Origin of the sequence: Nocardioides sp., from assembly GCF_041600255.1 — a bacterium.
Lineage (GTDB): Bacteria > Actinomycetota > Actinomycetes > Propionibacteriales > Nocardioidaceae > Nocardioides.
This window is the reverse complement of record NZ_JBFIKK010000072.1, coordinates 1-17,566: the sequence shown is the minus strand read 5'-3', so window position 1 is coordinate 17,566 and position 17,566 is coordinate 1. Positions and strand designations below refer to the sequence as shown.

Below are 17,566 nucleotides of genomic sequence, written 5' to 3'. Positions count from 1 at the left end.
GCATGCCCGCCACCCTAGGTGGCGGGTCGGTCGAGGCGACGATCAGTCGTCGAAGGCGTCCGCGGTGTGGTCGACCAGGTCGTCGTCGGGCACCGGGTCGTCGATGTCCAGCGGGTCGCGGGCGTCCGCCGGCCGGTCCCATTGCTCGGCCAGGAGCTGGGCGCGCGCCGCCAGCGCCTCGATCGCCTCCGGGTTCGCGCCCTGGGCTCCCGCGGCCCAACCCAGCAGGTACGTGGTGATGGGCGCGGCCGGGCGGGTCACGTTGTGCGCGGCCGCCCGCGCCAGGTCCAGCACCAGGGCCTCGTCGACCTCGGTCTCGACGTCGAGGACGTCGCACAGCTCGTCGATCCAGTCGTGCAGGTTCACGGTGCCCACATTCCTCGCGAGCCCCCGATACCGCAACCCCCGACGTGCCGCAGGCTCGAAATCCGTGTCCGTGCGCGGCAGGGATCAGTCGCCGAGGTCGCGCAGGTCCGTCCAGGTGTCGACGTCACGGGCCTCGTCACCCTCGGCGGGCACGTCGGCGAGGTCGAGGTCGGCCAGCAGGGCCCGCATCGCCATCCCGTGCTGCACCTCGAGGTCGGGGCGTACGGCGTCCAGTCGTGCCAGGTCCAGCACCCCGGCGAGCTGGCGCCGGCCGTCGGCGTCGGCCAGGAAGGCGCCGTCGCGACCCTCGGCCGCCTCCTGGAGTCGGCGGAACGTGGCAGCCGTGACCCGGGGCATGTCCACGGCCAGCACGCCGAGCAGCCGGGGTCGGCGGGCCAGGGCGTCCCGGCCGGTCAGCAGGCCCGCGACCGGGCCGCCGTACCGGGGGCTCTCCCGGGTGAAGGTGACCGGCCGGCTGGTCGGCACGGGCTCGCCCACGACCACCACCTCGCCCGCGTCGACCAGCGCGGCGAGCGCGTGCTCCAGCAGGGTGCGTCCGCGGTGCTCGATGGAGGCCTTGTCGACGCCGTCGAGGCGGGCCGCGGTGCCGCCGGCGAGCAGGACGGCGCAGAGGTCGGTCGAGGCAGGGGGATGGTCCACGGGGCCCAGTCTGCCTGCCCCGCCGCCGGTCCCGGTCGGTCCCCTCGGCGGGCGCGACGTGGCACTCTGGGACGGTGACGGCACGCACTCCCCTCCGCCCGGCCCCCCTCCGCCTGGCCCTCATCCAGCACGCCTCAGGTCTCGACCCGGCGGCCAACCGCGCGCTGATCGACGAGCTGACCCCGACCGAGACCGACCTGGTGGTCTTCCCCGAGGCGTTCGCCCGGGACTTCGGCGAGGCCGGATCGGACGTGAGCGCCTTCGCCGAGCCGACCGACGGCCCGTTCGCGTCCGAGGTCGCCCGGGTCGCCGAGGAGCGTCGTACGACGATCGTGGCCGGCATGTTCGAGCCCGGCCCCGAGCCCGGGCTGCCGTTCAACACGCTCGTGGTGCGCGGGGCGGCGTCCGCGGACTACCGCAAGATCCACCTCTACGACTCGTTCGGCTACCGCGAGTCCGACCGGCTCTCGCCCGGCCCCACCGAGCCCCGGCTGGTGGAGGTCGGCGGCTTCACCCTGGGTTTGATGACCTGCTACGACCTGCGCTTCCCCGAGCTGGCCCGGGCCCTGGTCGACCGGGGCGCCGAGGTGCTGGTGGTGCCGGCGGCCTGGGTGGCCGGCCCCCGCAAGGTTGACCACTGGCGCACCCTGATCCGGGCCCGGGCGATCGAGAACACCGTCTTCGTCGCCGCCGCCGGGCAGCCGGGCCCGCGCTACACCGGCCACTCCCTGGTGGTCGACCCGCTGGGCGACGTGCTGGCCGAGGCCGAGGACGGGGACACCGTCCTGCGGGCCTCGCTGGAGCACGACGCGCTGCTCGAGGCCCGTCGGGCCAACCCGTCCCTGGCCAACCGGCGTCTGTAGCCTCTTCCGTCGTGTCCACCCCCACTCCGCGTCGTCGCGCCGAACGACCCGCGTCGCGCTCGCCGATCGACTGGGCGCACCGGCGCGTCGAGAGCTGGACGGAACAGTGGCCCGAGCGGTGGACGGCGTGGAAGTCCCGGGCCGAGGCGGTGGGGCGCTCGCGGGTGCCCCTGTTCGTGTGGGTCGGCATCGTGATGGCCGGCACCGCGATGCTGGTCTGTGCCATGGTCCCGGTCGGCCCGGAGTGGTTCGGGGGCGTGGGCTCGGTGGCGGTCTCGTCCGCCTACGTCTGGGGGTTGGCGGTCCGCACCGGTGGCCGACCCGTCGTTTTCGGTTGCCTCGCGCTGGCGATGGGGATCACCGTGCTGGTCCTGGACCGGGAGTCCCTGCGGACCGGGGCCGCGGTCCTGACCTGCGTGGTGACCGCGGTCCTGGCGGTGATGGCGACCGTGCCCGCCGTACGCCTGCGGCACGCGGCCCGCGAGGCGACGTACGCCACCGGGCTGGCCGCGATCGGGTCCCTGGCCGTGGTCGGCTTCGAGCCGGTGATCACGCTGGCCCGCTTCGAGTACACGACGCTCGCGCTCGCGCTGCTGGGCGCCTTCGGGGTGGTCTACCGCCTGGGCGCCGGCCTGCACGGCCTCGGGCGGCGCGGCACCCTGACGGTGGTGATCGGGGCGGCCCTGCTCGCGGTGACCCTGGCGTACGCCGAGCTGTTGCGGGAGTACGGCACCGAGGGCGTGGTCAGCACCCTGTTCGACGCGGTGGGCTGGACCCGGACCCACCTGGGCGCCTTCCCGCGGCCCATCGAGACCCTGCTCGGCATCCCGGCGCTGGCCTGGGGCTGTCACATGCGCGCTCGTCGCCGCCAGGGCTGGTGGGTCTGCGCCTTCGGCGTCGCGGCCACCGCCTCGGTCTCGCAGGCGCTGCTCAACCCGTCGGTCTCGCTGCTGGAGAGCGGCCTCTCGGTCCTCTACGGCCTCGCGGTCGGCCTGGTGCTCGGCTTCCTGGTGATCCGGACCGACCTGGCCCTGACCGGCCCACGGGGGGCTCGGGCCCGCCGCGCGGAGGAGGCGGCCGCCGTACGTCCCGAGCCGCGACGCACCCGCGCGCTGCTCTGAGGTCGCGGCGGATTCGGGTACCTGCCGGTAACGACTAGCGTCGCCAGCATGGCGCGTGAACAGGTGAACGAGATCGTCGCGGAGATGGTGGCCAACGTCCTGGTCGTGGCGGTGGCGCCGGGGGACAGGATCGCTGCCGGCGACACGGTGGTGCTGCTGGAGTCGATGAAGATGGAGATCCCCGTGATCGCCGACGCCGACGGCACCGTCCGGGCGATCAAGGTCGGCCCGGGCGACGTGGTCCAGGAGGGCGACGTCCTGCTCGAGTTCACCGACTGACGGCGCGCACGTCACCGCGTGGCAGAGGGGGCGGGATTCGAACCCGCGGTAGGTCTCCCTACGACCGCTTTCAAGGCGGTTCCGATCGGCCGCTCCGGCACCCCTCCGTGACACCCGAGGGTGCACGGGAGCAGTTTAGAGGTGTCACTCCGAGCCGCCGAACTCGATCTCCACGTCGTCGTACGCCAGGTCGCGTACCCGCTGCAGGTGATGGATGATGTCGGCGTGCAGCCGGCGCAGCTCGGCGCAGACCTCGTCCACGTCCGGATGCTCGAGGATCCGGGGCGCCAGGTCGCTCAACCGCAGCAGCAGCGCGTTGCGCTCGCGTACGGCGCTCCCGCCGCGCGCCGCCAACCACCCGTCGTTCGGTTGCGCGCCCTCCTCCATCAGGTGATCGCGGACGCCGGCCATCCGTTGCCGGACCGCCCAGCGCCAGTTCCCCAGGGGCACCCCGGTCTCCGACGGTGGGACCAGCAGCAGTTCGAGGTGCTGCAGCGCCTGTGTCATCGTGGTCGCCGTCATCGGGACCTCCCCTGCCTCGGACGGAGTGAGACCTTCGAGTGTGGCCCCGCGCGCGACCGGGGACAAGGCCGATTGGCGCCACCTCGTATGGGTTGTGTTCAATCGGGGCATGCCCGCCACCCCGCCGTCCGACTATCGGCTCTCCCCGGCGTTGAACGCCCGCCTGACGGGTCTGCTCCTGGTCACGCTGGCGCTGCTCCTCTTCGGGCTGACCGCGCTGGTCGCCACTTTCGAGCTGACCCCCGACCTGCTCGTCGTCACCGCGGTGCTCGGCCTGGTCGGCGTCTTCTCGCTGGGCTACTGGCTCAACCGCCGGGCCTGGGTGGTGCGGCTGGACGAGGACGGCTACCGGGTCCGACTGATCCGAGGCGCGGGGGTGACCTCCGCCGCCTGGACCGAGGTCGAGGACGCGAGTACGGGAACGCCGCGCGGGATTCCCTGCGTGGTGCTGCGGCTCCAGGACGGCCGGACGACCACGATCCCGGCCGCAGCGCTGGCGGCGGACCGGGAGGAGTTCGTCCGCGATCTGCAGGCGCACCTGCAGCGCGGGCAGGGGCTGCGCCCGATCTGAGCGGGACGGCGCGCAACCCTGATTCGTGCCCGGGTGGGAGTCCCTTGTAGCCTGTGCTGGCTGTCGGGGAGGCGTCGCCTAGTCCGGTTTATGGCGCCCGCCTGCTAAGCGGGTTGAGGGTAATCCCCTCTCGCGGGTTCAAATCCCGCCGCCTCCGCCAGTTCGCTCGGCCCCCTCGCATCGCGAGGGGGCCGACTGCATTTCGGACGCCGCCGTCCGACTATGGGTTGCAAAGTTATGCATTGCAGATTTCTGAGCCAATCTGGGGGTGACGCGCACCCGGCGCGTGGCCCAAACTCCGTACGCAGGCCCATGCCGTGGCCTCAGGAAACGATTGGTGGACAACATGAAGATCGCACGCAAGGTGGCTGTTGCGCTCGCAGCAACTGGACTGAGCCTCGGCCTTCTCGGAATCGCAGCTCCGGCGCACGCGGGCAGCAGCTGGGGTTGTGGTGGTTTCTGCATGACCATCACCCCCTGATCCACGGGCTCCTCCCAGCCCCACCCCCCCAGGCTTGAGACGGGGACCCAACCACCCCCACATTGTTCGGTCCCAGTGCCCCCCCAAGGCCCGTCTCAGCACTCGAGGGCAGTGACCATCCGGTCACTGCCCTCGAGCACATTTCGGCCGTGCGTGGCTCGGCGAGGTCGTCCCTCCCGGGTCAGCCCCGGGTCAGCCCCGGGTCAGCCCCGGGTCAGCCCGGTCAGCCCTCGGCGGACCGGGCCTCCTCCTCCGCCGCGGTCTGGTCGGCCTTCTCGTTGCCGGAGACGCCCGCGCGGCCCATCGTGTAGCCCAGCTGGAAGCGCGTCTCCGCCTCGTACTCCTCCTTGAGGTCCGCCACGTAGCCGGCGTACGTCCGTGGGCTGACGCCCAGGCGCTTGGCGCTGACCGGGTCGGCGTGACCCTCGATGAGCATCCGGATCGTCATCGCACGCTGCTCGGCGGCGATGTCCTTCATCATCGAGGACTCCTTGTTGGTGAACGGGCGAGCCCGCTCCCAGGTCCGCTCGAAGATGTCGACGAGGTACTCCACCACCGAGGGCTCGCGGACCGCCAGCGCCGAGCGGAGGTCGGCCTGACCGGGGATCACCGCCACCCGCCGGTCGATCACGATCATCCGGTTGAAGAACTCGTCCAGGGTGCGAACCTCCGCCCCGCGGGCGGTGACGGCCGTGACGTACTTGTGCGTGATCGCGCTGCGCCGGGCGCTGTGCTGGTAGAGGATGCGCATCTTCATGCCACGCTCGAGCAGGGCGGTGTCGCGCAGGGCCGCCGAGGCGAGCGTCTGCGGGTCGCGCCCGGTCTGCGGCTGCGCGGTGAGCAGCTCCTCCTCGCAGTCCGAGACGAGGCCGGCGATGAAGGGCCCGATGGCCGCGTCGTGGATGTAGGTGAAGGGGCCACGCTCGGCGGCCTGCGGGGAGCGTTTCCAGGTCTGGTTGAGCGCCCCGAAGGCGCGCGCCCAGTGCGAGGACTCCTCGAGCAGACGAGCGCCCTGCAGACCCAGCGGGGAGACCACCCGGGACTGGACGCTGGAGGGGTCGACCGCGCAGTAGGTGTCCGTGCCGGGGTCGCGGGTCAGCAGGCCGAGCTCGGTGAGCAGTGCGCAGGCCGCATGCAGCGGCCCGCCCTCGGCGATCCGGGGGTCCTGTGCCGGAAGCCCGCCCTGGGTGACGACCTCCTCGTACAGCCGGGTCGCGTCCGCCTCGAAGAGCGCGCGCTCCTCCGGTCCAAAGCTCTCCACGTGGCTCTCCCCAACTCCTCACCTCGTCGGTGTCCGACAGATCAGTGCCCGATGATCGCACAGCCACCAACGAACCGAGGGCCCCTCCGCATGCGGAAGGGCCCTCGGTGAGGTGCGGGTACGACGGGGCTCAGACGCCGAGGCGGGCCTTGAGTCCGTCGAGCTCGGTCCAGAGCACGGCCGGCAGGTCGTCGCCGAACTTCTCGAACCACTCCTGGATCTGCGGGATCTCTTCCTTCCACTCCTCGACGTCGACCGCGAGGGCGGCCGTGAGGGCGTCCTCGGTCATGTCGAGGCCGTCGGTGTCCAGCGAGTCCGCGGTGGGGACGTAGCCGATGGGGGTCTCGACCGCAGCGGCCGTGCCCTCCATCCGCTCCACGACCCACTTCAGGACGCGGCTGTTCTCACCGAAGCCGGGCCACAGGAAGCCGCCCTCGTCGTCGCGACGGAACCAGTTGACGTAGAAGATCTTCGGCAGCTTGGCGGCGTCGTTGTCCTTGCCGACCGAGATCCAGTGGTTGAAGTAGTCGCCGGCGTTGTAGCCGATGAACGGCAGCATCGCCATCGGGTCGCGACGGACGACGCCGACCTGACCGACCGCGGCCGCGGTGGTCTCGGAGGAGAGCGTGGCGCCCAGGAAGGTGCCGTGCGTCCAGTCACGGGCTTCGAAGACCAGCGGGACGGTCGTCTTGCGACGGCCGCCGAACAGGATCGCGTCGATCGGCACGCCGCGCGGGTCGTCGTACTCCTCGGCGAGGATGTCGCACTGCTTGATCGGGGTGCAGTAGCGGCTGTTCGGGTGCGAGGAGAGCTCCTCGGAGTCCGGGGTCCAGGGCTGTCCCTTCCAGGACGTCGCCTTGGCCGGCGGGTTCTCCAGGCCCTCCCACCAGATGTCGCCGTCCTCGGTGAGGGCGACGTTCGTGAAGACCGAGTTGCCCTTGTTGATGGTCTTCATGGCGTTCGGGTTGGTGTGCTCGTTGGTGCCGGGGGCGACGCCGAAGAAGCCGTACTCCGGGTTGACCGCCCACAGGCGGCCGTCCTCGCCGACGCGCATCCAGGCGATGTCGTCGCCGAGGGTCTCGACCTTCCAGCCCGGGATGGTGGGCTGGAGCATGGCGAGGTTGGTCTTGCCGCACGCGGACGGGAAGGCCGCGGCGATGTACTTGACGACGTTCTGCGGGCTGGTGAGCTTGAGGATGAGCATGTGCTCGGCCAGCCAGCCCTCGTCGCGCGCCATCACGCTGGCGATGCGCAGGGCGTAGCACTTCTTGCCGAGCAGCGCGTTGCCGCCGTACCCGGAGCCGAACGACCAGATCATCCGCTCCTCGGGGAACTGGACGATGTACTTCGTGTCGCTGCAGGGCCAGGCGACGTCGGCTTGGCCGGGCTCGAGCGGCATGCCGACGGAGTGCAGGGCCGGCACGAAGTCGGCGTTCAGCTCCTCCATCCGCTTCAGGACGTGGGTGCCCATGCGGGCCATGACGCGCATCGAGGCGGTGACGTAGGCGGAGTCGGTGACCTCCACGCCGAACATCGGCTTCTCGGCCTCGAGGTGGCCCATCACGAACGGGATGACGTACATCGTCCGGCCCTTCATGCAGCCCGCGTAGAGCTTGCGCATGATGGCCTTCATCTCGTTCGGGTCCATCCAGTTGTTGGTGGGCCCGCAGTCCTTCTCGTCGACCGAGCAGATGTAGGTGCGGTCCTCGACGCGCGCCACATCGATCGGGTCGGAGGCGGCGTAGAAGGAGTTCGGCTTGATCGCCGGGTTGAGCCGGGTGAAGGTCCCGGTCGACTCCAGAGCGGCGGTGAGCTCGGTCCACTCCTCGTCGGAGCCGGTGCACCAGTAGATGCGGTCCGGCTGGGTCATCGCGGCGACTTCGTTGACGAAGTCCAGGATGCCCTGGTGGGTGGTCGGAGTCTGAGTGTCGGCGGTCATGCCTGGTGTTCCCTCTCGCGCATTCGCGGTGGTCCCGCGGTGCGGGAGGCCTCCGGCCGTCGAGCGTATCGACGGATGTGTCGTGGAGTTGTGTATGGATCGCACGGCATCGTTGTCGGCGACTTCTGTTGTGTCCCCGAGATGATGCCTCAGGGTTGGTGCACACGGGATCTGATCCCGAGATGTGGCGAGGCTACTCCCGACCCTCCGACGCGCCTATTGGATCGTTCAACGTGTGAGCGGAGACACCCGTGGTTGAGCGGGATTCGGCCCGCTCGGGTCTGCTCGCGCGGGCCCGGGTGTCGAGGGGGACCCCTCCGATTCGGCTTCACCCGGCAGGTCGGCTATTCTCATCCAGTCCTCGTGACGGGCGCCTGTAGCTCAACGGATAGAGCATCTGACTACGGATCAGAAGGTTTGGGGTTCGAATCCCTACAGGCGCGCAAGACCAGAACCGCAGGCAGCCACCCGCTGACCTGCGGTTCTCTCATTTCCGCGCTGACCTGCCAGTTGTGGTTGCTGGAAACAGGCCGACCTGCCAGTTGTGGTTGCTGCTGGACGCGCGACCCGTCACTTGTGGTTGCTGCCGCGGTGGGCTGGGGCCGAGCTCGGCCCTGCGGAGAGTTGAGCCCCGACACGACGCCGGGGGGCGCCCGAGGACTGTCCCCCAGACGGGGGGGGGACTCTTGCTGTCGAAGCGCAGTGAGTGTCACCGAATGTGGTGGTTCTGAAGTATCGGAACCCTGGCTGGCGGTTCCTTGGTGGCATGAAGCAAGGATCTCGGGCACTGCAACAAGGACTACGTCGCGAAGCATGCCAGCGACGCTTGAAGGACCTTCAAGGCCAGGTCTCCGGACGACAGGATGTGCACCGCAGACTCGGAAGCGTTCTGGTTGCCCTCGTCATGACCGCCGGCGTATGGGGGGCCGCGTTCACGGTCGCGATCGCACCTGCGCAGGCCCACCGGGACGGCTGCCATGCGGCGCATTCATGCCCTTCGGACACCGGTAGCTACGTGTGCGGTGACACGGGGAACTTCTCGGAATGCCCGGTTGCCTACAAGCCGCCCGCACCTCTCGTGAAGTCGGACGTCACTCCACCTCCCAAGCCCACTGTCAGGAAGCCGTCAGTCGCTGCGGGGGGTGTTGTTCGCATCCCAGTGAGTGCCGAACGAGGCTCACGGATCGAGGTGACGACGGGACCATCGGTCGTGGCGACGGTGACTGCCACGGGGGCCGCGCAGATGATCACCGTCCGAACCGGGTCAGGTCGCCATTCCTACCGCGTGTCCGCCATCGATTCAGCTGGAAACCGCAGCAAGGTCCACACCCTCCGCGTCACTGCCGATGCAACTCCTCCCCGTGTTCGGTCGGCGACGTTTGCGTCGGGCTCTACGGAAGACTCACGTACTCATGTCGAGGTGACTACGGACCCCGACACCTTCTATCGGCTGCTCGTCGATGGTGAGGTCGTTAAGCGGGGCACCACCCTTGACGGGCGCGTTGTCGTGAACAGGCCCTTGGCCAATGGTGAACACACGGTGGCGTTGATTCTGAGAGATGAGATCGGGAACGAGCGCTCGGTGACCCGATCTGTGGTCGTCAACGTGGCGTCCCTGGACGTGACCGCCTCGCATGCCTCCAGCCCTCGCGAGGCCGTCCAGTCCTTCTATGTCTATGGCACGCCTGGCGCGAAGGCCAAGGTGACTGTTCCGACTGCGGCAGCGAAGACCGCGCGACTCGCTGCCAGTGGATCTGCCTACGTCTCGTTCTCCCTGCAAGATGGCTTCTACGGGGCTCCCAAGGTTGTGATGACCGACCCGGTTGGTCGACGCGGCAGGTCCACCATCCCCGCCTTCGTGGTGGACACGGTGGCGCCTTCTCTCGTCGCGAGGGTTCTTGCCGACAGGGCCGCCGAGGGTGTCTTGGGCTTCGTGATTAACGGCGAGGCCGGTAGCGAAATCGGGTGGACGATCACAGATGACACTGGGGCGGAGACCGAGAGCGGCACCTTCACCGCAGACGGAGCGAACGAGACGCTGCAGTTCGACCTCCCCGAAGGCAACTTCGATGTCGAAGTCGTAGCCAGCGATGAGTACGGCAACACGACGACTGAACAGATGGCAGCGGACCTTGCGCCCAACCCCATGACACGGGGCGAGTTCGTGACAGCCCTCGCTCTTCTCCTCTTGGGTATCGCGGTGATCCTCAGTTCCGCGTGGTGGGTATGGAAGAACCGCTCGCGTCTTGAGCGTTGGCGAGTGTCGCTGGTGGCTGGCGTTGCCACCTGGATGGAGAAACGACGGTACGACCGTGCGGTGAGTGCTCACGCAGCGAAGGTTGCGCACTATCGCGAAGCCCTCGCTCGGCATCAGGATGCTGAACGAGCTTGGGCACTGCGGGGCAAGAAGCTGTCGAGCCTCCTGGAGTCGGTCCGAACAGATGTGGGTCGGGGTGATGCTGAGACCAGTCTGAAGATGAAGCGCGGAGAACGTGTCTTCTGCACGGTCCCCGGCGCCCTGGTGGAGATGCGTTCGAACCAAGGCGTCCTGGATCCCACGGTGGTCGGACGGGGAGAAGTGGTCGTGACCAGCCTTCGCGTCGCCTTCTTGGGTCCGAAGAAGCGCGAATGGGCGTACGACAAGTTAGAGGCCGTCAGGCATGAGGGCACCGACCGAACCATGATGGTGGTGTCCTCGCGAAAGACCGAGTCCGGGGTCAAATACTCCTCGCCCGAGTCGACCCGGGCCTACATCGACGTGGCCATCGGTGACGCACGAGGTAGTCGCCAGGCCATCATCGACGAAGTCGAGTTGAGGCTCCGCAGTCATCAAAGCTCCCGACCGATGCCCCCACAACCTCCCGGGCCACCCCCAGCCACACCAGTAGCAGGCAAGGAGAAGCACGCAAGGGTCCACGCGTGACGCGGGTGGCGCGCTCGTGATCACGCTCGGCCCTGCCAACGCTAGGCAACAACAAGTGGCAGCTCGTCGGCTCAGCGCCAACCACAAGTGGCAGGTCGGCGGGGGTGTGACGACGGCGGGGCCGCGACCCGAAGGTCACGGCCCCGCCGGGCTTGACGGGTGGAGCTACTTCACCGGAGCCAGCTGGAACTGACCGGACCGCGGTGCGGGCGCCCGCTGCGCGGTCTCCGGCCGCGGCGGAAGCTCGGGCTGGGCGCACTCGTCGCGAGCAGTGTGGCTCGCGGTCCGGTGGTCCTGACGGGCCACGTTCGCGGCTGCGTTGGCCTCCTTGGCGGCAGCCTGTGCCCTGGTCTTGATCGCCTTGGTCTTCTTCACGGTGGCCCTGGCCTTGCGGGCCTCCGGCGAGCCGAGGCCGTACCTCGCACGAGCCTTCTGGGCCGCCTTGCGTGCCGCCCGCATCGCCTTGGCTGCCGCGACGCGGTCAGCGCGTGCCTCCGCGCGGTTCGCCAGCGCCTGGTCGAGCGCCGCGCCCGTGGCATCTTCCTCGGCCTGGGCGGTGGTGCAGTCCTGGGAGGTACCGAAGGCGTGCAGCACCAGGTGGTAACCCGGCAGGCCGACATCACTCAGGGGGGTCGGTTCGCTGTAGTGGCAGCCGTCGACGTAGGTGTCGGCAATCTCGCCGGCTGCGTTGTAGCCGGCGTAGAACTCGGCGTTGGCCTCGGCGTTGAGGCTCAGCTCCAGGACCAGGTCCATGTCGGCCGGCACCCCTGCCGACAACGGCATCGTGATCAGCGAGGGAGCGTCGCTCGCTTCGAACGTGATCTCCTCTGTTGCGAGCAGCGTGAGAGCGGCTCTCGTCAGGTCCGCCGACGGCTCGATGCTGTAGGCGTTCAGCGCACCCATCCGGGGTTGGCTGGACGCGGAGAGCGGACCCATCCCGTAGCCGACCTCCGTGACCGAGAAGCCGCTGGTGGAGCCGTGGTCCCCATCGAGGTCGAAGCGGCGCAGGTGATTGACCCCGAGGTCTGGGTCCCCGCATATGACCCCGGTCGTGATCTCGTCGGAGTAGTTCTGGGTGATCTTGATGTGGCCCTCGACCGGCGTCGCGTGCGCGCTGGGCACGACGCTGAGGCCGGCACCGACGGCGAGCACCATGCCACCGACGAGCGTTCGGGTGAGAGCGGGCGGGCGGAACGCGAGCAGATTCATGGGCGTGGTCTCCGTCGGGGGCGGCGAGTGCGGTCGTGGTTCCTGAAAGTTAACAAGGATCTCGGGTCCGCGAGGGGCGTTCGCGCGGATCGCCATACCAGCCCGCTGACCTGCCAGTTGTGGTTGGCGGAGGCAGGCCGACCTGCCAGTTGTGGTTGGCGGAGGCAGGCCGACCTGCCAGTTGTGGCAACCACAAGTGGCAGGTCGGCGGCTTTTCAGCAACCACAAGTGGCAGGTCAGCGGCTGCGGGGTTCGTCGGTCGCGCATGATGATCGACATGTTCCTTGATCTCGGAGATGTCGCAGGGGCCCTGGTCGGCGCCAGCGCGGTGGGCTGGGGGTGCCTGGCCCGACGACGCCGGGCCGAGGTGGCCGACGGACCCGACTGGTCGGACGTCGAGGACCGCAGTGACCACACCGGCAACGCGCCGACCGGCCGCACCATCGCCGGCAGCGCACTCACCTGGGTCTACGAGGTCGACCCTGCCAAGATGCCGCCGGGCGACCTGAACTACCCGGCGTCGTTCTTCTTCCCGGGCGACTTCTCCCCGACGAGGCCGCCGGTCTCCCTGGTCGACTGGTGGGCCTGGGCGCACGGCGTCGGCGGCTCCGACGTCCGCACCACCAAGGTCGTGATCACCCTGCAGGCCCTCGAGGAGGTGTCGATCACCGTCGGCAGCCCGATCCTCGACCACGCCGTCCGGGAAGCGCCGCACGGGGTGCTCTGCTGTCCGGAGGGCGTCGGCGGGGGCGGTGTGCCTCCGCGCACCTACGAGGTGAACCTGAGCGCGCCCGGTGGCCCCACGGCCCGGTACGCCGATCGGAAGCGCCGCCCCCCGGAGTTCGTCCTGGCCGCGGGCCGGACCGAGCAGATCGAGGTCATCGCGTACGCCGACTCCGGCTGGCACGAGTGGACGATGCGGCTGCCGGTGACGGTGGACGGTCAGCTGCGCGAGCTCGACCTCTCCCTGTACGGCGACCCCTTCGTCACCGTCGGTGGGTCGGTGGGGTGTCATCAGCTGATGTGGTCCGGCGGCCGCTGGTCCTGAAACCCGGGCGGCCCCGAAACCCCTGTTCCCACCTCGCTCTCGGTTGGCCCCCGACCAGCCCGGCCGACCACACTGTCCCCATGCGGTTCACCGAACACGAGATGACGGTCGCCCTGGCCGGCTGCGCCAAGGCGATGCTGGCCACCCAGCGCAAGGACATCCGCAAGGGTCAGGTCGACGTCGACGAGGCCTGGGAGCAGCTCGGCGGCTACCAGCGGTTCACGATGCTCGACGCCCTGGGCGGCCAGGTGCTGCCCGTGCTGCACGCCCTGCCCGACGTCGAGGTGCCCGACGGCACCCGCCCGACCTTCACCGACCAGCAGATCCGGGCCACGGTCGAGGAGACCCTCGGCGAGGCCGAGGGGGGTCGACTGCGGCGCAAGGCCACCCTCGCCGCCCGGGTCGCGCTGGTGAAGATCGCCCTCAACGCCGTGCCTCCGCGCCGGGCCCCCGACGTGGACCCGCTGGACGACTGAGGCCGCCGTTTCGACGCCGGCCGGAGCTCAGTCCGGCAGCCGGTCGGCGCGCTCCTCGACCAACGCCGCCGGCGCGCTGAGCCGCCACGCCTCGAAGGCCAGCTCGGCGAGCTCGTCGCGCTCCACGCCGGCGAGCGTGACCACGACCCAACCGAAGCCGCCCGCGGTGAACTGGACCTCGAAGACCTCGGGCCGCTCGGCCACCAGGGCCAGCTGCTCGGCGAGGGTCTGTTTCAGCCCGACCGTGCTGGTGCGCTCCCACAGGTAGCCGAAGGTCTTCCCGCCGACCTGGAACCTCGAGTACCAGTCATGGTCGCTGCGACGCACCTCGGGCAGCTGGTCGACCAGCTCGAGGAAGTCGGCGATCCGGGTGGGCACGGCTCCATGATCGCCCGTGCCGCGCCGACGCTGCCGCGAGGCCCGCCCAGCGGGTGAACTCCCACCCGCGCGGCGCCCGCGATCACTAGCCTCACCTGCGTGAACCGACCGAAGCGATGGATCAACCGGGGCGTCCAGGCTGCCTGGGCATGGCTCGAGCGCGCGGGCGAGATCGTGCCCGGGACCAGGGCGGCCGACGGGTTCGGCGACCTGGGCGAGGGCAGCTGCATCGGCTTCCCGGCCGCGACGCTGATGGGCGTGGGCTCCATCCACATCGGGAGCCGCACCCTGATCGGACGGCAGGTCACCCTCTCGGTCGGGTACGGCCCGGACGACCGGCGGCTCCCCGAGCGGGGGCTGGTCATCGGCGACCGGTGCGTGATCGGCGCCCGCACCAGCCTGACCGCGCACTCCTCGATCGTGCTGGGCGACGACGTCTGGTGCGGCCAGGACGTCTTCGTCTCCGACTCCGGCCATGGCTACCAGGACCTCGACGTCCCGATCGGCCGGCAGCTCGGTCCGCACCAACCGGTCGCGATCGGCGCCGGCTCCTGGATCGGCCACGGCGCGATCATCCTGCCGGGTACGACGATCGGGCGGAACGCCGTCGTCGCGGCCGGCTCGGTCGTGCGCGGAACGGTCGAGGACCACGCGGTCGTGGGCGGGGCTCCGGCCCGGGTGATCCGGCGCTTCGAGCCCGGCGTGGGCTGGGTGACCCCGGCAGGCGACGTACGCCCGGTGCTGGCGGGTCTGCCCGGCCTGGGCTGAGCACCCCCCGGGACCCCCGGACCCCGGGGAGAGCCCCCGGACCTTCGACTTCCTCCGGACACACGAAAGCCGCACGCCTCTCGGGTGGCGCACGGCTTCCGCGTTCGGGGGGACAGTGGCCCTACGGGCCGTGTCGGGGTGGCGGCCTAGGCGGCTGCCGGGAGGGAGGCGACCAAAGCGGCGGTGGCGCACTGCTCGCCGAGGCGGAACAGGGTGCCGGTGTGCGAGAAGTCGAAGACCGGGCCGCAGTCGAAGGACTCGTCGAGCTTGAGGTGGACAACCTCGACGCCGGGCGGCGGCGTACCGAACGACTGGTTGCGGACGGTGGCGACCAGTGCCGCGATCAGCACGTCCAGCGGGTTGCGCAGCAGGCGGGGGAGCGGGGTCTTGGTCACGTCGAGAGCGTAGATCCGGTCGCCGGGACGAGCGATGGCGTAGGCGCCCGACATCGGAAGGTTCTCCGCGATCCCGGCGTCCACGTGGGTGACCGGGCCGTCGTCGCCGTCCATCACGACCGGGGGGAAGACGGCCGGCAGGGCGGTCGAGGCGCAGATCAGGTCTGTCAGGTTGCCGCGGTCGTGGTGAACCGCCCGGCCGGTGGTGAGGCACGTGGTGGCGACCCGCACCGGGACCTTCAGGTCCTCGAGCCGTTCGGCCGGCAGCCAGGCGTTGAGCACCTTGCGCATCCGGTCCGAGGTGAAGAGGAAGGCCCGGCGGCGAGCCAGGTTGGCGAGCGCTGAGCGACGCTCTCCGGTCAGTGTCGTGGACGTCATCGTCATCCAGCGGTCGGCGAGACGTTCGACCTGATCGGCGGACGGGTCGGCCCCCATGAAGGCGGCGTTGATTGCGCCGACCGATCCGCCGATCAGGACGTCAGGAGCGACACCGGCTCCCAGAAGCGCCCGAAGCATCCCGACCTGACCGGCGCCGCGTGAGCCGCCGCCGGAGAGGACGAAGATGTTGCGCCCAGGACCACGCGAGCCGTCAGCGGAGAACGGGGGGTTCTCGATGCTGTCGCCGTTGTGGTCCATGCACCCTTTGTCGGTGGTCGAGACCACCACCTTGAGGGCGGGCCGAAAAAAAGTCTCAGCAGATCTCGACGCTCACTGCGGCCACGTCTTCGCGACCAGGGTCAGGACGTCGTACGTCGCGACCGGGTCGCCGTCGGTGTTGGTGACCAGGGCATCCCAGCGGACCTCGCCGTAGTCGGCGTTCATCCGTGGGGTGATCTGCTTGACGGTCAACGTCACCGAGATGGTGTCGTCGGCCTTGACCGGGGTCAGGAAACGCAGGCCGTCGACCCCGAAGTTCGCCAGCACCGGGCCCGGGTCGGGATCGACGAAGAGCCCGGCGGCCAGCGAGACCACCAGGTAGCCGTGGGCGACGATCCCGCCGAAGAGCGGGTTGCGTGCCGCGGCCTCGGCGTCGGTGTGGGCGTAGAAGGTGTCGCCGGTGAACTCCGCGAAGTGCTCGATGTCGGCCAGGGTGACCGTGCGCTCGGCGGAGGAGATGGTGTCGCCGATCCGCAGCTCGGCCAGCGACTTGCGGAAGGGGTGGGTCTCCTCGACCGTGCGCGTGGAGCCGGTGGTCCAGCGACCGGTGATCGCGGTGACCATGTCGGGCGATCCCTGGATGGCGGTGCGCTGCAGGTGGTGCAGCACGCCGCGGATGCCGCCGAGCTCCTCGCCGCCGCCGGCCCGACCGGGGCCACCGTGCACGAGCACGGGCAGCGGGGAGCCGTGGCCGGTCGACTCGGCCGCGTCGTCACGGTCGAGCACCAGGATCCGCCCGTGCCAGGGTGCCAGGCCGAGCGTGACGCGTCGCGCGACGTCCGGGTCGTGGGTGACCAGGGAGCCGACCAGGCTGCCCTTGCCGCGGGCGGCCAGCTCGATGGCCTCCTCGACGGAGTCGTAGGTGAGCACGGTGCTGACCGGGCCGAACGGCTCGATGTCGTGCGGCTCGACGGCTCCCTTGTTCGCCCGCAGCAGTACCGGCGACATGAAGGCGCCGCTCTCGGCGTCCGCGCCGATCACGTCGACGTGGTCGGGGTCGCCGTACACGATCTCGGCGGAGGAGCGCAGCGCCTGCACGGCCTTGCGGACCTCCTCGCGCTGGTCGAGGCTCGCCAGCGCACCCATCCGGACGTCCGGGTGGGCGGGGTGTCCGACGGTGACCTTCGCCAGCCGGGCCCGGATCGCCTCGACGACCTCGTCGGCGATCGCCGCCGGCACGATGGTGCGGCGGATCGCGGTGCACTTCTGGCCGGCCTTGACCGTCATCTCGGTCACGACGCCCTTGACGAACAGGTCGAACTCCGGGTCCGCCGAGGTCACGTCCGGCCCGAGGATCGAGCAGTTCAGGGAGTCTGCCTCGACGCCCAGCTGGACGCCGCCGTGCAGCACCTGCGGGTGGTTGCGGAGCAGGCCGGCGGTGTGCGCGGAGCCGGTGAAGGCGACCGAGTCCTGGATGCCGAGCTCGTCGAGGAGGGTGCCGGCACTGCCGGCGAGGAGCTGGAGCGTGCCCTCGGGCAGGATCTGGGACTCGATGATCCGGCGCACCACCAGCTCGGTGAGGTACGCCGTCTGGCTGGCCGGCTTGACGATCGTCGGCAGCCCGGCGAGGAAGGCCGGCGCGAGCTTCTCGAGCATCCCCCAGACCGGGAAGTTGAAGGCATTGATCTGCACCGCGACGCCGGGTCGTG

At 70.1% G+C, this 17,566-nt stretch carries 17 protein-coding genes and 3 tRNA genes; 10 read left to right on the top strand and 10 right to left on the bottom strand.

Going from position 1 to position 17,566, the window contains the following annotated elements; genetic code table 11:
- Positions 1 to 42: 42 nt before the first annotated feature.
- Positions 43 to 366 (bottom strand): DUF6457 domain-containing protein, encoded by a 324-nt coding sequence (locus ABZE72_RS10105; RefSeq protein ID WP_372728898.1) that lies wholly within the window; start codon positions 364 to 366, stop codon positions 43 to 45.
- 84 nt (positions 367 to 450) lie between these two features.
- Positions 451 to 1,026 (bottom strand): molybdenum cofactor guanylyltransferase, encoded by a 576-nt coding sequence (locus ABZE72_RS10100; RefSeq protein ID WP_372728897.1) that lies wholly within the window; start codon positions 1,024 to 1,026, stop codon positions 451 to 453.
- Positions 1,027 to 1,100: 74 nt separating this feature from the next.
- Here ABZE72_RS10100 and ABZE72_RS10095 point away from each other — a divergent pair, with 74 nt between their 5' ends.
- Genes ABZE72_RS10095 through ABZE72_RS10085 form a run of 3 tightly spaced genes read left to right on the top strand, consistent with a single transcriptional unit; the run spans position 1,101 to position 3,289 of the window.
- Complete coding sequence (locus ABZE72_RS10095; RefSeq protein ID WP_372728896.1) at positions 1,101 to 1,889, top strand: carbon-nitrogen hydrolase family protein; 789 nt, start codon at positions 1,101 to 1,103, stop codon at positions 1,887 to 1,889.
- A gap of 11 nt (positions 1,890 to 1,900) precedes the next feature.
- Positions 1,901 to 3,010 carry a hypothetical protein gene (locus tag ABZE72_RS10090; RefSeq protein ID WP_372728895.1) on the top strand — a complete coding sequence of 370 codons (1,110 nt, stop codon included), beginning with the start codon at positions 1,901 to 1,903 and terminating at the stop codon, positions 3,008 to 3,010.
- 48 nt (positions 3,011 to 3,058) lie between these two features.
- Complete coding sequence (locus ABZE72_RS10085) at positions 3,059 to 3,289, top strand: biotin/lipoyl-binding carrier protein (protein ID WP_372728894.1); 231 nt, start codon at positions 3,059 to 3,061, stop codon at positions 3,287 to 3,289.
- A gap of 19 nt (positions 3,290 to 3,308) precedes the next feature.
- On the opposite strand, the gene ABZE72_RS10080 is transcribed toward ABZE72_RS10085, so the two are convergent.
- Positions 3,309 to 3,396, bottom strand: a tRNA-Ser gene (locus tag ABZE72_RS10080).
- A gap of 37 nt (positions 3,397 to 3,433) precedes the next feature.
- Positions 3,434 to 3,811: a hypothetical protein gene (locus ABZE72_RS10075; RefSeq protein ID WP_372728893.1), complete on the bottom strand. Its 378-nt coding sequence runs from the start codon at positions 3,809 to 3,811 to the stop codon at positions 3,434 to 3,436.
- A 109-nt stretch (positions 3,812 to 3,920) separates the two neighbouring features.
- On the opposite strand from ABZE72_RS10075, the gene ABZE72_RS10070 reads away from it, so the two are divergent.
- A complete protein-coding gene (locus tag ABZE72_RS10070) occupies positions 3,921 to 4,382 on the top strand; it encodes a hypothetical protein (RefSeq protein WP_372728892.1) in 462 nt (153 codons plus the stop codon).
- A 67-nt stretch (positions 4,383 to 4,449) separates the two neighbouring features.
- A tRNA-Ser gene (locus ABZE72_RS10065) sits at positions 4,450 to 4,542 on the top strand.
- Positions 4,543 to 5,086: 544 nt separating this feature from the next.
- On the opposite strand, the gene ABZE72_RS10060 is transcribed toward ABZE72_RS10065, so the two are convergent.
- A complete protein-coding gene (locus tag ABZE72_RS10060; RefSeq protein WP_372728891.1) occupies positions 5,087 to 6,124 on the bottom strand; it encodes a LuxR family transcriptional regulator in 1,038 nt (345 codons plus the stop codon).
- A gap of 130 nt (positions 6,125 to 6,254) precedes the next feature.
- A complete protein-coding gene (locus tag ABZE72_RS10055; protein WP_372728890.1) occupies positions 6,255 to 8,063 on the bottom strand; it encodes a phosphoenolpyruvate carboxykinase (GTP) in 1,809 nt (602 codons plus the stop codon).
- A gap of 370 nt (positions 8,064 to 8,433) precedes the next feature.
- On the opposite strand from ABZE72_RS10055, the gene ABZE72_RS10050 reads away from it, so the two are divergent.
- Together ABZE72_RS10050 and ABZE72_RS10045 are read left to right on the top strand one after the other, a co-directional pair.
- Positions 8,434 to 8,506 (top strand) — tRNA-Arg (locus ABZE72_RS10050).
- A 977-nt stretch (positions 8,507 to 9,483) separates the two neighbouring features.
- Complete coding sequence (locus ABZE72_RS10045; protein WP_372728889.1) at positions 9,484 to 10,986, top strand: hypothetical protein; 1,503 nt, start codon at positions 9,484 to 9,486, stop codon at positions 10,984 to 10,986.
- A 165-nt stretch (positions 10,987 to 11,151) separates the two neighbouring features.
- On the opposite strand, the gene ABZE72_RS10040 is transcribed toward ABZE72_RS10045, so the two are convergent.
- Positions 11,152 to 12,195, bottom strand: a complete 1,044-nt coding sequence (locus ABZE72_RS10040) for a hypothetical protein (protein WP_372728888.1) — start codon at positions 12,193 to 12,195, stop codon at positions 11,152 to 11,154.
- Between the two features lie 277 nt (positions 12,196 to 12,472).
- Here ABZE72_RS10040 and ABZE72_RS10035 point away from each other — a divergent pair, with 277 nt between their 5' ends.
- Both ABZE72_RS10035 and ABZE72_RS10030 read left to right on the top strand, forming a co-directional pair.
- The gene (locus tag ABZE72_RS10035; RefSeq protein ID WP_372728887.1) at positions 12,473 to 13,243 is read left to right on the top strand and encodes a hypothetical protein; all 771 of its coding nucleotides are present in this window, start codon (positions 12,473 to 12,475) and stop codon (positions 13,241 to 13,243) included.
- An 80-nt stretch (positions 13,244 to 13,323) separates the two neighbouring features.
- Positions 13,324 to 13,719, top strand: coding sequence for a hypothetical protein (locus ABZE72_RS10030; RefSeq protein ID WP_372728886.1), 396 nt, complete (start codon positions 13,324 to 13,326; stop codon positions 13,717 to 13,719).
- A 27-nt stretch (positions 13,720 to 13,746) separates the two neighbouring features.
- Here ABZE72_RS10030 and ABZE72_RS10025 read toward each other — a convergent pair whose 3' ends face one another.
- A complete protein-coding gene (locus ABZE72_RS10025; RefSeq protein ID WP_372728885.1) occupies positions 13,747 to 14,097 on the bottom strand; it encodes an MmcQ/YjbR family DNA-binding protein in 351 nt (116 codons plus the stop codon).
- 99 nt (positions 14,098 to 14,196) lie between these two features.
- On the opposite strand from ABZE72_RS10025, the gene ABZE72_RS10020 reads away from it, so the two are divergent.
- Positions 14,197 to 14,865 (top strand): DapH/DapD/GlmU-related protein, encoded by a 669-nt coding sequence (locus ABZE72_RS10020; RefSeq protein ID WP_372728884.1) that lies wholly within the window; start codon positions 14,197 to 14,199, stop codon positions 14,863 to 14,865.
- Between the two features lie 146 nt (positions 14,866 to 15,011).
- Here ABZE72_RS10020 and ABZE72_RS10015 read toward each other — a convergent pair whose 3' ends face one another.
- The gene (locus ABZE72_RS10015; protein ID WP_372728883.1) at positions 15,012 to 15,896 is read right to left on the bottom strand and encodes a patatin-like phospholipase family protein; all 885 of its coding nucleotides are present in this window, start codon (positions 15,894 to 15,896) and stop codon (positions 15,012 to 15,014) included.
- Between the two features lie 72 nt (positions 15,897 to 15,968).
- Positions 15,969 to 17,566 (bottom strand): phenylacetic acid degradation bifunctional protein PaaZ (gene paaZ / locus ABZE72_RS10010; protein ID WP_372728882.1); only part of this gene is annotated, 1,598 nt, incomplete at its 5' end.

What these genes read in the sequence shown, in the direction of transcription:
- ABZE72_RS10085 (WP_372728894.1), top strand. Translation starts at nt 3,059, where the DNA reads ATGGCGCGTGAACAGGTGAACGAGATCGTCGCGGAGATGGTGGCCAAC.
- ABZE72_RS10075 (WP_372728893.1), bottom strand. Translation starts at nt 3,811, where the DNA reads ATGACGGCGACCACGATGACACAGGCGCTGCAGCACCTCGAACTGCTG.
- ABZE72_RS10070 (WP_372728892.1), top strand. Translation starts at nt 3,921, where the DNA reads ATGCCCGCCACCCCGCCGTCCGACTATCGGCTCTCCCCGGCGTTGAAC.
- ABZE72_RS10055 (WP_372728890.1), bottom strand. Translation starts at nt 8,063, where the DNA reads ATGACCGCCGACACTCAGACTCCGACCACCCACCAGGGCATCCTGGAC.
- ABZE72_RS10040 (WP_372728888.1), bottom strand. Translation starts at nt 12,195, where the DNA reads ATGAATCTGCTCGCGTTCCGCCCGCCCGCTCTCACCCGAACGCTCGTC.
- ABZE72_RS10035 (WP_372728887.1), top strand. Translation starts at nt 12,473, where the DNA reads ATGTTCCTTGATCTCGGAGATGTCGCAGGGGCCCTGGTCGGCGCCAGC.
- ABZE72_RS10030 (WP_372728886.1), top strand. Translation starts at nt 13,324, where the DNA reads ATGCGGTTCACCGAACACGAGATGACGGTCGCCCTGGCCGGCTGCGCC.
- ABZE72_RS10015 (WP_372728883.1), bottom strand. Translation starts at nt 15,896, where the DNA reads ATGGACCACAACGGCGACAGCATCGAGAACCCCCCGTTCTCCGCTGAC.